Here is a 13,686-nt window from a genome sequence, read left to right on the forward strand (position 1 = left end):
TGTCGGGTGCCTTTCGTCCATGATCCAGTGCAATGTCGAAGGCCAATTATCCGCCGATTCCGTTAAGTGGGCGTTAAAATTCTAAAGCTTCCAGTCCAGACTCAGGGTGACGGTGCGCGGGTCGCCCCAGAACACGCCGTTATAGAAGCCGACGTTGTCGTAATACTTTGTGTCGAGCAGGTTATCGACGTTCAGGGACGCCGACAGGTGCCGGTCGAACTCATACCGTGACATCAGCTTGACCACGGTGTAGGCCTCCTGGCGGATTTTTGCGCTTGCGGTGATGATCTCGCCAGCGGCGTCGCGCCCGACCGGACGCCTGGAGTTGCCGAACACGTCACTCTGCCAGTTCACTGCGCCCCCCACCGTCAGCGCCTGCCAATCACCCGGAAGGCGATAGGCCGTGGACAGCCGGAACATGTTCAATGGCTGGTTGGTCATGGTCCGCTTCTTTTCCCCATTGACCGAATGGGTGTAGGTGTAGCCGGCCGTCATGTTCCAACCTGTCGAAACTTCGCCTGAAACCTCGGCTTCGAAGCCCTGCACCTTGTTGCCTTTACCGCCTGACTTGAAGAATTCCTCGCCGGTCACCGGGTCCGGAGGCACCGAATCGTCGAGTTCCGCGACGTTATCCTGTTTGCTCCAGAACAGCGCGGTGGCCAGGTTGAGGCGGTCTTCCAGGAGGCTGCCCTTGAGCCCCAGCTCATAGTTGCTGCCGACCACCGGCTCGAGGTATTTGCGATTGCTGTCGCGATTGGACTGCGGTTTGAAGATGTCGGTGTAGCTGATGTACAGGGTGTATTCGGGGGTGAGGTCATAAAGCAGACCGGCGTAAGGCGTCCAGATGTCGTTGTGTTGCTGGCGGGTGGCGTCGACGTTGCTCAGCTGCAGGTTATCGTCGTAGCTGTTGGTCTGGTTCGACGCTTTCCAGCTGCCATAGCGACTGCCGAGCACCGCGTGCAGCTCATCCGTCAGGCTCAGGCGAGTGGCCAGGTAGCCAGCCTTCTGGCGGGTACTGTCTTTTGCACCTGAAAGGTGGGTGACGGTGTCGGGATACCTGGCGATGTTGCCCATGTATTTCCAGTCGGGGATGCTCAAATAGTCCGGCGGCATTGCGCCTTCGACCAGGTAGGGGCTTTCTTCGCTGCGCTCGGCTTCGCCATACCCGAGCATCATTTCGTGCTCGCGTCCGAACAGTGAGTAGGGGCCCGCCACGTTGAAGTCATAAGCCTTCATTTTCTGCGTCCCGAGCATGTGACCAATGTAAGCGGTCATGCCGCTGCGGTCCTCGTTCGGGAAGCCGCCACCGCCGTAATACAATTTGCCGTCGGTATCGCTTTCGCGGTGGGTGTAGGCCGCTTTGAAATGCCAGCCGGCGCCGAGTTGTTGCTTCAGCGTGGCGAATGCTGTCTTGTCCTTGATCGGCCAGGAACTCCAGGACGTGGCCATATTGGTGGAGCGTCCCAGGTTTGCTTTGCCTCCGTCGGAGTTCCAGTACGGCAAGGTGCCATAGGAGGAGCCCTGAACGTGTTTGTTCTGATAGTCGTAACCCACGGCCAGCACGGTGTCGTCGGTCAGGTCGGCTTCGAGAATGCCGTAACCGACTTCTCTCTGTTGCTGGTACTTGTCGCGGAACGAATCGGCGTCGCGATAGGCCAGCACGCTGCGCCCGCGCAGTCGGCCATCAAACGCCAGCGGGCCGCCGACATCCAGATAGCTGTAGTAGTCGTCATGGCTGCCGCCACTGGCTCCGGTCTGGACTTGCCACTGTGCCGTGGGCCGTTTGCGCACCATGTTGATGGTGGCCGACGGGTCACCCGCGCCCGTGGTCAGGCCGGTCGCACCGCGCACCACCTCGATTCGGTCGTAGATGATGGTGTCGGAATCGGACTTCATGTAACTGAAGGTATTGAGCATGCCATCGACCTGGAAATTGCTGATCGAGTAGCCGCGAGAGGAATAGCTGACCCGGTCCGAGTCATTGTGCTGGACCACCACGCCGGTGGTCTGGCCCATGGCTTCGGACAACGAGCCCAGCTTGAAGTCGTCCATCTGCTGACGGGTGACCACGGACACCGATTGCGGGGTTTCCTTGATCGACAGGTTCAGGCGGGTGGCAGTGCTCATGGCACCGGTGGTGTACGACTCGGTATGTTCGGTGGTGCTGGCCAACCCCATGGCGGTCACATTGGTGGCGCCCAGTTCGAGGGTGCTGCCGGGCTCTTGGTCAGAACCGGTTTCAGCCAGCAGATCGGGGCACAGGGCGACAGTGCACAGGCCCAGGGTAAAGGTCATGGAACGGGTGATAGGCGCGAACATCGCAGCCGACTCCTTGTCTTCGAGGGAAAATATCCGTTTGCTCAAAGACGAAGGGGAGGGTGGGGATTTAGCTTTAAACGAGAATAATTATTATTTTAAGAATTTGCTGCCAGAAGAATCCCTGCGGAAATAGAATTCTTGTGGGGGAAGAAACCCTGTGGGAGCGAGCCTGCTCGCTCCCACAGGTTGAGAAGTGTTACTTCTGCACGACTTCCGGCGCAGCCGGCAACGCCTTGGGCTTGATCAGGCTGAAGTCGATCAATGGACGCTGTTGACGCTCATAAGGGTTACCGATCATCAAGGGCCGGGGCTTGAAGCTGTCGCTGACCAGGCTCTTGCTGTGGTCGAGTTCATCGAAGCTCAGCCCTGCCAGGTCTGCCCAGGTATGGATCAGGTGCGAGCTGCTGTACGGTCGCCCCAGATCGCCGGCAAAGTTCCAGTCATGGTTTTCTCGCCATTTCGGCGAGGCCCAGGCCATGAACGGAATGGTGTACATCGGCGCCGTCGGTTTGCTCTCGTTGCGCCCCAGGGTGCTATGGCCAGGGGAATCGAACACATCTTCACCGTGGTCGGACAGGTACAGCAGGAACCCGTTCGGATCGGACTTGGCGTAGTCCTTGATCAGGCTCGAGACCACGAAGTCGTTGTACAGCACCGCATTGTCGTAGCTGTTGTAGGTCGGCAACTGATCGTCGCGCACGCCGGCCGGAACACCCTGGCGGTCCTTGAATTTGTCGAAGGTCGACGGGTAGCGGTATTGGTAGCTCATGTGCGTGCCGAGCAGATGCACCACGATCAGCTTGCGCGGCGCAGCGTCGGTCAGGGCCTTGTTGAACGGCTCGATCACATCGCCATCGTACTGGGCGGCGTTCTGGTTGCGGTTGTTGTTCAGGTACACCTGCTCATCGGCCTGCTGGGAGAAGGTCGTCAACATGGTGTTGCGCTTGGTCATGGTCTGCTGGTTGGTGATCCAGAAGGTCTTGTAGCCCGCCTGTTTCATCATGCTCACCAGCGACGGGGTCGACAGATACAGGTCCGGGTTGTCTTCGTCGGCGAAGGTCAGCACCTGCTGCAACGCCTCGATGGTGTAGGGGCGCGGGGTGATGACGTTATCGAAGACCGCCAGCTGATCCTTGAGCTTGTCCAGCTCCGGCGTGGTGTCCCGAGGGTAACCGTACAGGCTCATGCGCTGACGGTTGGTGGATTCACCGATCACCAGCACCAGCGTTGACGGCTGGTCGGCCGCCGAGTCCTTGAGGTTGTGCAACGGCGCGACCTTGCTCGCGCTGGTGAGCATGTCCTGCATGCCGGCCAGGGTATCGAGGTAGCGGTGATAGGCCACGGCCATCTGCCAGGGCACGGCGGGTTCGATGCGGGTTTCGAACTTCTCGAAACCGTCAGCAAAGTTACCGGTGCGCAGGGTCTGCTTGATCAGCGGATAACCGATCACGGCCACCAGAATCGCGGTTGCAGCGACCAGTGCCCGCCCGCGGGGCATGTACACCGGGCGCAAACGCGTCCACAGGAACCAGGCGAACAGCGTGTGGGCGAGGAACGCCGCCACCATCCACCAGGCAAAGTATTGGGTCATGTACTCGCCCGCTTCAGAGATGTTCGACTCGAACATGATGAAGATGACGCTCTGGGAGAATTCCTGTTGGTAAATGAAGAAGTAGCCCAGGCTCGCCATGGAGCAGGCCCACAGCACCACGCCGATCAGCGCGGCCAATACCCGGGTCTGTTTCGGGAACAGCAGCATCGGCGCCAGCCAGATGGCACTCATGATGAACGCCTGGCGGAACCCGGCGAAACCGGAGGTGCCCGTCAGCTGGATCAGTAGCTGGGTAATGCCGGAAAAATACCAGAAGAACAGAAACAGCCAGAGAAATCCTGCCCAATCGAAACCTGTCGCAGACGTAGTGCTGCGTTTAAACAAAGCCATTCAACGCTCCAACCTGATCATCACTGCCTTCGCCGGGACGTGAATATCACCGACGAACGGGGGCCGCATGGATACCGAGCGGCCACAATGAGCCGGAGTATCAATATCTGGGTGTGAAAAAATTGTGATTGCCGGACAGGCAGAGCAAGGAGCGTATGGGAAGCAGCAGCAAGCCGCTTCCGGATCAAGCGAAGGGATCAGGCGTGGGGAGCACGCTGCGTGATGGGCCAGGACTGAGCCTGAGCATCTTGTGTGAGCAGGCGCAGTTGCGCGACTTCCTGCCTCAACTGGTCGCGCTCGTCTTTCAACTGACGCAATTCATCGCGACGGATCGTGACGTAAAGGGTTTGTGCTGGCCGTGCTGCTAGTAATGTGCCCATTGCTCACCTCGCAAATGGCTGATTCAACTGTAAATCCGCTCCGACATCGGTGCTGACTTACTATCGGCGTCGATTTTGATTTCTTTTGCCCCGGAAGGGAACTTTTTTATTTTTCATGGTCGTTGTGTCTTCGGCACGATTTCTGACGTTATCAGTCTGGATCGGGCACAATGCCCGGAAACTTCATCCCTGCGCTCTGGACTAAACCACATTAGTCGCGTTGGGCTATAACCTTTGACACACTTTATTTGTAGTAGGGAGCATCAGCACATGCAACTCGGGATTATCGGACTGGGCCGCATGGGCGGCAATATTGCGCGGCGCCTGATGCTCAACGGGCACACCACCGTCGTTTACGACCGCAATACCGCCTTCGTCGGAAACCTGAGCGAGGAGGGCGCCACCGGCGTTGCCGACCTGCCAGCCCTGGTTGCCGGCCTGGCCAAGCCACGGGCGGTCTGGGTCATGTTGCCGGCCGGCGCACCGACCGAAGACACCATCGACACCCTGAGCACCTTGCTCGAAGCCGGCGACACCATCATCGACGGCGGCAACACCTTCTATAAGGACGACATCCGCCGGGCGAAAACCCTGTCGGAAAAAGGCCTGCACTACATCGACGTCGGCACCTCGGGCGGCGTCTGGGGCCTGGAGCGCGGTTACTGCATGATGATCGGCGGCGATGCTGAGACCGTTAAGCGTCTCGACCCGCTGTTCGAAAGCCTGGCGCCAGGCCTGGGCGACATTCCCCGGACCAAGGACCGCACGTCCGATGACGATCGCGCCGAACGGGGTTATATCCACGCCGGTCCCGCCGGTTCAGGCCATTTCGTCAAGATGATCCATAACGGCATCGAATACGGAATGATGCAGGCCTTCGCCGAAGGCTTCGACATCCTCAAGACCAAGTCCAGCACCAACCTGCCGGAAGATCAGCGTTTCGACCTCAACGTTGCCGATATCGCCGAAGTCTGGCGTCGTGGCAGCGTGGTGTCGTCCTGGTTGCTCGACCTGACCGCCGATGCGCTGGCCAGCGACCCGAAACTTGACGGTTATTCAGGCTCGGTAGCTGACAGCGGTGAAGGTCGCTGGACCATCGAGGCGGCCATGGAGCAATCGGTGCCCGTACCGGTGCTGTCGAACTCGCTGTTCTCGCGCTACCGTTCGCGCGGGCAAGGCACCTTTGGCGACAAGATACTCTCGGCCCAGCGCTTCGGCTTCGGCGGCCATGTGGAGACTGCGAAAAAATGACCGGTTTGATCCGCAATAAATCCAAGGCAGAACCCGCACCACCGACCACGCTGTTTTTGTTCGGTGCCCATGGTGACCTGGTCAAGCGTCTGCTGATGCCGGCGCTGTACAACCTCAGTCGCGACGGTCTGCTCGGGGATGGATTGCGGATCATCGGCGTTGACCATAACGCCATCAGCGACGAAGCCTTCGCGAAAAAACTCGAAGACTTCATTCGCGCCGAGGTGGCCTCCAAGGTCGGCAAGGGGGATCACGTACTTGATCCAGACTTGTGGGCCAAACTCGCCAAAGGCATCAGCTACGTCCAGGGCGACTTCCTGGACAACGGCACCTATCAAGCGCTGGCGGCAAAAATCGCCGCCAGTGGCACTGGCAATGCGGTGTTCTACCTGGCCACCGCGCCACGTTTCTTCAGTGAAGTGGTGCGCCGACTTGGTGCTGCCGCCTTGCTGCAGGAAACCCCCGAGGCATTCAGAAGGGTGGTCATCGAAAAGCCCTTCGGTTCCGACCTGCCGACCGCCGAAGCCTTGAACGCCTGCCTGCTCAAGGTGATGACGGAAAACCAGATCTACCGGATCGACCACTACCTGGGCAAGGAAACCGTACAGAACATTCTGATCAGCCGGTTCTCCAACAGCCTGTTCGAAGCGTTCTGGAACAATCACTACATCGACCACGTCCAGATCACCGCCGCCGAAACCGTCGGCGTGGAAACCCGTGGCAGTTTTTATGAGCACACCGGCGCCCTGCGGGACATGGTGCCCAATCACCTGTTCCAGTTGCTGGCGATGGTGGCCATGGAGCCGCCGGCCGCTTTTGGCGCCGATGCGGTTCGCGGCGAGAAAGCCAAGGTGGTCGGCGCGATCCGCCCCTGGTCGGTCGAGGAGGCACGGGCCAACTCGGTCCGCGGGCAATATGGGCCCGGTGAAGTCGACGGCAAGCCGTTGCCGGGTTATCGCCAGGAAAACAACGTGGCCCCCGACAGCAACACCGAAACCTACGTTGCACTCAAGGTCATGATCGACAACTGGCGCTGGGTCGGCGTGCCGTTCTACCTGCGCACCGGCAAGCGCATGAGCGTGCGCGACACCGAGATCGTCATCTGTTTCAAGCCGGCGCCGTACGCGCAGTTCCGCGATACCGAAGTCGATGAGTTGCAGCCGACCTATCTGCGGATCCAGATCCAGCCCAACGAAGGCATGTGGTTCGACCTGCTGGCCAAGCGGCCCGGACCGGCGCTGAAGATGGCTAATATCGAACTGGGGTTTGCCTACAAGGATTTCTTTGAGATGCAGCCGTCCACCGGCTACGAGACCCTGATCTACGATTGCCTGACGGGCGATCAGACGCTGTTCCAGCGCGCCGACAACATCGAGAATGGCTGGCGCGCCGTGCAGCCGTTCCTCGATGCCTGGCAGCAGGACGCGAGCGTGCAGAGCTATGCCGCCGGTGAAGACGGGCCACAGGCCGCGCAAGATCTGCTGACCCGCGACGGTCGCGTCTGGCACGGCCTCGGATGAGTGAACCGACGCAACAGCCGATCCGTTTTCTGCTCAGTGACATGGACGGCACCTTGCTGCTGCCCGACCACAGCCTCAGCCAGCGCACGATCGATGCGGTCCGTGCGTTGCGCGAGGCCGGCGTCCTGTTCAGCCTGGCCACCGGCCGACCGCCCAAAGCCATGTTGCAGCAGATCGAAGCCCTGGGTGTCGATCTGCCGACGGCGGCGTTCAATGGCGGCACCCTCGTCAATCCCGACGGCAGTTTACTGGTCGCGCATTACTTGCCGGCCACGGCCGCGTTGACCACCTTGACGCTGTTTGCCGATCTGCCGGACATCGAGGTCTGGGTGTTCAGTGGCGGTGACTGGCTGGTGAAAGACGCCAATGGCCCCATGGTGCCGCGCGAGCAGCATGGCCTGGGGTATCCGCCGGTGGTGGTGGAGAGTTTCGAGCCGTACCTGCAGCAGATCGACAAGATTGTCGCGGCCAGTCTCAACGCACAATTGCTGATCGAACTGGAGGCGCAGTTGCTGCCCAAGGTCGAGGACCAGGCGCAAGTCTCGCGGTCGCAACCGGTGTACCTGGACGTGACGGCGATGAAAGCGAACAAGGGCGAAGCGCTGGCGACACTGGCCGAATTCCTCGGTGTGCCGCTGGCGCAGACGGCGGCCCTGGGCGATGGCGGCAATGACCCGGCGATGTTTCATCGCGCCGGGTTGTCGATCGCCATGGGGCAGGCGGAAGAGGCGGTGAAGCGCCAGGCGGATGTGGTGACGGGGGCCAATACCGAAGAGGGTGCGGCGCAAGCCATCGAGCGCTACATCCTCCCTCGCTAACAACCACAACCCCTGTGGGAGCGAGCTTGCTCGCGATTGCGGTGTGTCATTCACCAACGATGCTGAATGACATGGCCTCATCGCGAGCAAGCTCGCTCCCACAGGGTTTTGTGGTTACAGCCAGAAACTCACGGCGTACCATCCCAACACACCCATCACCACCGTATACGGCAACGCCATCCACACCATCCGCCCATACGACAGCCGAATCAGCGGTGCAATCGCCGACGTCAGCAGGAACAGAAACGCCGCCTGACCATTGGGCGTGGCCACGCTCGGCAGGTTGGTGCCGGTGTTGATCGCAATCGCCAAGGTCTCGAAATGCTCGCGGCTCATGTGGCCGGAGAGGAAGGCCCGTTTCACCTCTGTGATGTAGATGGTCGCGACGAACACATTGTCGCTGATGGCCGACAGCAAACCGTTGGCAATAAACAGCATGCCCGGCTGTTGCTCCGCCGGCAGCGCTAGCACCCACTGGATCAGCGGGGTGAACAGTTGCTGGTCGTGAATCACCGCCACCACCGCGAAGAACACCACCAGCAGCGCCGTGAACGGCATGGCATCCTTGAATGCATTGCCGATGCGGTGCTCGTCGGTGATGCCGGTGAATGAGGTGATCAGCACGATCACCATCAGGCCGATCAGGCCGACCTCGGCGATGTGAAACGCCAGCCCGGCAATCAGGATCAGCGCCGCCAGCCCCTGTACGATCAATGCCGCGCGTTGGCGTGCGGTACGTTCGGCGTTGTCTTCGCTGGCGTAGTCGGCCAGCACCGTGCGCACGTTGTCCGGCAGCAGCGTGCCATAACCGAACCAGCGCAGTTTCTCCAGCAACACGCAGGTCACCAGGCCTGCCACCAGTACGGGCAACGATACCGGGGCGACCTTCAGGAAAAACTCGGCGAAGTGCCAACCCATCTCATGGCCGATCAGCAGGTTCTGCGGCTCGCCGACCAAGGTGCAGACACCACCCAGTGCAGTGCCCACGGCGCCGTGCATCAGCAGGCTGCGCAGAAAGGCGCGGAATTGTTCGAGGTCCGCGTGATGCAGTGTCGGCAGGTGGCGGTCGTCAGCGAACGGGGTGTCCTGCCGCGGATCGCTGCCCGAGGCGACGCGGTGATACACCGAGTAGAACCCTACCGCTGCACTGATGATCACGGCCGTCACGGTCAGCGCATCGAGGAACGCCGAAAGAAACGCCGAAAGAAAGCAGAACATCAGCGCCAGCATGGCTTTGGAGCGGACCCCGAGCAACAGGCGCGAGAACAGGAACAACAACAGGTCTTTCATGAAATAAATGCCGGCTACCATGAACATCAGCAGCAGGATGACCGGGAAGTTGTGGACCAGTTCGTCATAGAGTGCCTGGGGCGTGGTCATCTTCAGCAGCAGCGCTTCAACCAGCAGCAGGCCGCCGGGCATCAACGGATAACACTTGAGCGCCATGGCCAGGGTGAAGATGAACTCCAGCACCAGCAGCCAACCTGCCACCACCGGGCCTACCGTCCACAACACCAGGGCGTTGAGTATCAGGAAGCCGACAATGCTCGCCTTGTACCAGCGGGGGGAATGCCCGAGAAAATTGTGCGCAAACGCCTGGGCCATCGAACCGGACATTGGCTACTCCTTGTATTAAGAAGCGCGCAACTTGCCGTAAGTACAACGGAAGATCAAGTGTAGGAAAAATCCTGAGGATTAACCCAGATAGCGCGCGACGACGGCTCGATAGTTGCCGTCCAGTGTGTAGCCCGCGACGACTATGTTGGCGTTCGGGTGCACGGCCAATGAAGTGGCCGTATCCAGGCTGCGACCCTGGCGTGTGCGAACCCAGCCGGTACCCTTGCCAAAGCGACAATCGAGCTCGCCGTCGGGCATGTAGCGGGCCAGAAGGAAATCACCTTCGACGCCACCGAGGGTTGCGCCTGCCGTCAGTACGCAGCCGTCCGGCAATGCCTGGGCGGCGCTCCACTGGCTGCCGCTGTGGCCGATTTCCAGCAGTTGCGGGTGGCCGCCGTTGCAATGGCTGTCGGGACGGCCGTTGCTGTGTATTTTCAACGCCAGGCAGTGCATCGGGTCGCGGCTGCTGCCAAAACACTGCAAGTCGCCATTGTCGTGCTGGATGATCTGGCTTATCTGAGCGCTGCGCTCTTGGGCCTTGAAGCTCATGAAACCGTCCACGGCGAAAGATTCGTCGAGCCGGCCATCGCTGTGATAACGGGCCAACAGGCCTTCTTGGGGGAAATTGATCGAGCCGCCCACCAGAATCCGACCGTCTCGTTGAAGCATCAGGCTGTTGATCCAGGTATTCATCAACAAATGCCTGACCATCACGAAACCACGACCATTGAACGTGCTGTCGAGCGAACCGTCGGGGTCGAGCCGCATGAGCATGCCGACATGATCGGCCACTTCGAAGTGATGATTGGCCAGCAGCAGGATGCGACCGTCCTCCTGCACGCAGGCATCACAGACTTCGCTGCCAGGCACCCCAGGGGGCAGCCAGGCACCGCGGGCGCCCATGGAAAGATTGCCCGGCAGGCGCACCACGCAGCGACCGTTGTCGCCAAAGCCTGGTACCGGGCGGCCTTGCTGATCGAAGAGTGCGAGGGCGGGTAGAGTCCGGTGTGGATTCTCGTAGTGCAGGCCGGCCAGCAGAATGTGCCCATCGGGCAGGACGTGGACTTTTCCACCCATCGCCTCGAAGCCGTGTTCGAATTGCCCGATGACGCTGCCTTGATGACCGAAAAGCAGATCGGCCGAGCCATCTTCCAGCAGGCGTGCCAGGCCGAAGCGGCTACCGCCCGGCGTTCCGACCTTGGCCGCCACCAACAATCGGCCCTGTGAATCAATCGCCACCCCGTTGGCCATGCTTGAGGTGCTGCCGGCGAAATACACTTGGGTCGTGCCTGTACCGGCAAAGGACAAATCCAGTGCTCCGGCGTCGTTTAGTGTTGGAGTCAAGATCAAGGCGGTCTGGAGTGACATTCACGCATCTCCTTGCGAGTCGTCCTCATCCAGAAAGTTGGCTGGCGACTTTATCAGGGAAGTCATTCAATCCCTGAATGCAAAGATGCACAACAGTGAGAACTAACAGGCGGAGGGTCGTTTTGTGCCAGAACAGTGTCTTTTCGAACCACTGGCAAGCCTGCCAATTAAATGGACGCGCGCAGGTTCGAAATAGAACATCGCGAAGTGCGGAGGGGCGTGGGAAGTGCGCTATTAATGATCGGGGAAGGGGCGGGTTACTTTGAAGTAACCCGCAAACCAGCTTAGTGTGGCATCGACCACGATTGCAGGGCGTAGCCTTCCTTGCTCAACTCGGCACGTGCCTGATTAAGGAGGCTTTCAAGTTGCGCGGGATCGGTATAGGCACTGCTCGGGATCTGCTTGCGCCCGATGCGGGTGTTGGTGCGGTCGATAACGCTCAGGCTGAGTTCGCCATTACCGTCCTGTGGGGCCCAGGCCACGCATTGAAAGGGTTGGAATGCGCGGTCGGCAATCAAGAGTGCTTCGTTGATACGGAGCGGGGCGTTCATGGGATTGTCTCTCTGTATGCCCAATCAAGTGATGTGCCGTCGGTTGGGCTTACCGTTCGGCTCGTTACTTGTACTGATGCCCGCAACCGGGGGGTGGGTCACATACAATTTAAAGAAATTTCAACTTTCTTTCATGGGGGCACGGTTTGGACGGATTTTGAAAGCTGACTGAAAGATCTGAGTCGTTAGGTAACTAACAAAACAGCTTCTTATAACTATTTACACAACGTATCTATAGTCAAACGGTACAAGCCCCCGTCAAAATCTTGCTAATGTTACAGCCAAGTCCGCCAAATGACTGTTTTTCATAATATTTCCTATTATTTGGCGCCAAGGAACAGTCATGAGCGAAGCGCCTGCCTTACGACGTCTATTAGTAGTGGATCCCTGCGATGACTGCCATCGGCTATTGCCCGGTTTACGCTCCGTGGGTTGGGATGTTGACAGCTGTACCCTGGAAAACGCCGCGGACAAAACCTGTGACGTCGGCCTGTTGCGATTGCAGCCTTTTCACCTGGAACGACCGGACGCGGTCAAGGAGCTGATCAGCCGCAGCGGCACCGAATGGATCGCCGTACTCAACCAGGAAGTCCTGCGCCTGCAGAATGTCGGCGACTTCGTCTGCGAATGGTTTTTCGATTTCCATACCTTGCCGTTCGATGTGTCCCGGGTTCAGGTGACGCTGGGCCGGGCATTTGGCATGGCGCGCCTGCGCGGACAGGGCACGGTTCACATTGATCAGCCCGAGCATGAGTTGCTCGGCGACAGCAAGCCGATTCGCGAACTGCGCAAGCTGCTGAGCAAACTGGCACCCACCGAGTCTCCGGTATTGATTCGAGGCGAAAGCGGCACCGGTAAAGAGCTGGTCGCCCGCACGCTGCACCGGCAGTCCCAGCGCCACAGCAAACCCTTCGTCGCCATCAACTGCGGCGCCATTCCCGAACACTTGATTCAGTCCGAACTGTTTGGCCACGAGAAGGGGGCATTTACCGGGGCCCATCAACGCAAGGTCGGACGGATCGAAGCCGCCCACGGTGGAACGCTGTTTCTTGACGAAATCGGTGACCTGCCCCTGGAACTGCAAGCCAACCTGCTGCGTTTCCTGCAGGAAAAACACATCGAGCGTGTCGGCGGCAGCAAACCGATTCCAGTGGATGTTCGGGTATTGGCGGCGACCCACGTCGACCTCGAGGCGGCCATCGAGAAAAAACGTTTTCGCGAAGATTTGTACTACCGGCTGAACGTATTGCAAGTCGTCACCGCACCCTTGCGCGAGCGACACGGCGACCTGTCGATGCTGGCCAATCACTTTTCCCATTTCTACAGTCACGAAACCGGTCGCCGTCCTCGCAGTTTCAGCGAAGACGCCCTGATCGCCATGGGCAAGCATGACTGGCCAGGTAATGTCCGTGAATTGGCCAACCGGGTGCGCCGCGGGCTGGTGCTGGCGGAAGGACGGCAGATCGAGGCGCGCGACCTGGGATTGATCAGCCAGCAGGCGATCGCCGCACCGATGGGCACCCTCGAAGACTACAAAACCCGCGCCGAGCGCCAGGCGCTGTGCGATGTGTTGAACCGCCACAGCGACAATCTCAGCGTGGCTGCCAGGGTATTGGGCGTGTCGCGGCCGACTTTTTACCGACTGCTGCACAAGCATCAGATCCGCTAGCGATCGAGTCGTACACAAATCCCGAGTTTTGGTAAAGAACCCGTGTGGGAGCGAGCCTGCTCGCGAAGGCGGACTGACATTCGGCATCGATGTCGACTGACACGGCCTCTTCGCGAGCAGGCTCGCTCCCACAGGTAATCGGGGTCGTACACAAATCCCTGTCCGACCAGGCCGGTTGGGAGGCCGCCTCACTTTGGCTTTTGGCTATAACCACAAAACCCCGCGGCGATTGAAGTCGCAGCGGGGTTTTG

General features: G+C 59.7%; 10 protein-coding genes. 4 read left to right on the forward strand and 6 right to left on the reverse strand.

The window, feature by feature from the left end; genetic code table 11:
• Window positions 1-81: 81 nt before the first annotated feature.
• The 3 genes from ACA041_RS13875 to ACA041_RS13885 form a co-directional block, all read right to left on the reverse strand.
• Window positions 82-2,319: a TonB-dependent siderophore receptor gene (locus ACA041_RS13875; protein WP_497441625.1), complete on the reverse strand. Its 2,238-nt coding sequence runs from the start codon at window positions 2,317-2,319 to the stop codon at window positions 82-84.
• 196 nt (window positions 2,320-2,515) lie between these two features.
• Window positions 2,516-4,261 (reverse strand): phosphoethanolamine transferase CptA, encoded by a 1,746-nt coding sequence (locus ACA041_RS13880; protein ID WP_497441626.1) that lies wholly within the window; start codon window positions 4,259-4,261, stop codon window positions 2,516-2,518.
• 197 nt (window positions 4,262-4,458) lie between these two features.
• Entirely contained in the window at window positions 4,459-4,641 is a 183-nt protein-coding gene (locus ACA041_RS13885; protein ID WP_497441627.1) for a DUF6026 family protein, read from the reverse strand.
• Window positions 4,642-4,911: 270 nt separating this feature from the next.
• Between ACA041_RS13885 and gnd the strand changes: the two genes are divergently transcribed.
• Genes gnd through ACA041_RS13900 form a run of 3 tightly spaced genes read left to right on the forward strand, consistent with a single transcriptional unit; the run spans window position 4,912 to window position 8,230 of the window.
• Window positions 4,912-5,892, forward strand: a complete 981-nt coding sequence (gene gnd / locus ACA041_RS13890; RefSeq protein WP_497441628.1) for a phosphogluconate dehydrogenase (NAD(+)-dependent, decarboxylating) — start codon at window positions 4,912-4,914, stop codon at window positions 5,890-5,892.
• Window positions 5,889-7,412 (forward strand): glucose-6-phosphate dehydrogenase, encoded by a 1,524-nt coding sequence (gene zwf, locus ACA041_RS13895; RefSeq protein WP_497441629.1) that lies wholly within the window; start codon window positions 5,889-5,891, stop codon window positions 7,410-7,412. The genes gnd and zwf overlap by 4 nt, the downstream gene beginning before the upstream one ends.
• Window positions 7,409-8,230, forward strand: coding sequence for an HAD family hydrolase (locus tag ACA041_RS13900; RefSeq protein WP_497441630.1), 822 nt, complete (start codon window positions 7,409-7,411; stop codon window positions 8,228-8,230). Before zwf ends, ACA041_RS13900 begins: the two co-directional genes overlap by 4 nt.
• 114 nt (window positions 8,231-8,344) lie before the next feature.
• Here ACA041_RS13900 and nhaB read toward each other — a convergent pair whose 3' ends face one another.
• From nhaB to ACA041_RS13915, 3 genes are all read right to left on the reverse strand, one after another.
• Window positions 8,345-9,847, reverse strand: coding sequence for a sodium/proton antiporter NhaB (nhaB, locus tag ACA041_RS13905; protein WP_497441631.1), 1,503 nt, complete (start codon window positions 9,845-9,847; stop codon window positions 8,345-8,347).
• Between the two features lie 78 nt (window positions 9,848-9,925).
• Entirely contained in the window at window positions 9,926-11,215 is a 1,290-nt protein-coding gene (locus ACA041_RS13910; RefSeq protein WP_497441632.1) for a hypothetical protein, read from the reverse strand.
• Between the two features lie 284 nt (window positions 11,216-11,499).
• On the reverse strand, window positions 11,500-11,766 hold the full coding sequence (locus ACA041_RS13915; RefSeq protein WP_497441633.1) for a hypothetical protein: 267 nt from the start codon (window positions 11,764-11,766) through the stop codon (window positions 11,500-11,502).
• 343 nt (window positions 11,767-12,109) lie between these two features.
• On the opposite strand from ACA041_RS13915, the gene ACA041_RS13920 reads away from it, so the two are divergent.
• Window positions 12,110-13,435 (forward strand): sigma-54 dependent transcriptional regulator, encoded by a 1,326-nt coding sequence (locus ACA041_RS13920; protein WP_497441634.1) that lies wholly within the window; start codon window positions 12,110-12,112, stop codon window positions 13,433-13,435.
• The last annotated feature ends 251 nt before the right edge of the window (window positions 13,436-13,686 follow it).

This window comes from Pseudomonas sp. LBUM1676 (genome assembly GCF_059695605.1).

Bases quoted from the DNA above. Each gene is read 5' to 3' on its own strand.
- ACA041_RS13875 (WP_497441625.1), bottom strand. From the start codon at position 2,319: ATGTTCGCGCCTATCACCCGTTCCATGACCTTTACCCTGGGCCTGTGC.
- ACA041_RS13880 (WP_497441626.1), bottom strand. From the start codon at position 4,261: ATGGCTTTGTTTAAACGCAGCACTACGTCTGCGACAGGTTTCGATTGG.
- ACA041_RS13885 (WP_497441627.1), bottom strand. From the start codon at position 4,641: ATGGGCACATTACTAGCAGCACGGCCAGCACAAACCCTTTACGTCACG.
- gnd (WP_497441628.1), top strand. From the start codon at position 4,912: ATGCAACTCGGGATTATCGGACTGGGCCGCATGGGCGGCAATATTGCG.
- zwf (WP_497441629.1), top strand. From the start codon at position 5,889: ATGACCGGTTTGATCCGCAATAAATCCAAGGCAGAACCCGCACCACCG.
- ACA041_RS13900 (WP_497441630.1), top strand. From the start codon at position 7,409: ATGAGTGAACCGACGCAACAGCCGATCCGTTTTCTGCTCAGTGACATG.
- nhaB (WP_497441631.1), bottom strand. From the start codon at position 9,847: ATGTCCGGTTCGATGGCCCAGGCGTTTGCGCACAATTTTCTCGGGCAT.
- ACA041_RS13910 (WP_497441632.1), bottom strand. From the start codon at position 11,215: ATGTCACTCCAGACCGCCTTGATCTTGACTCCAACACTAAACGACGCC.
- ACA041_RS13915 (WP_497441633.1), bottom strand. From the start codon at position 11,766: ATGAACGCCCCGCTCCGTATCAACGAAGCACTCTTGATTGCCGACCGC.
- ACA041_RS13920 (WP_497441634.1), top strand. From the start codon at position 12,110: ATGAGCGAAGCGCCTGCCTTACGACGTCTATTAGTAGTGGATCCCTGC.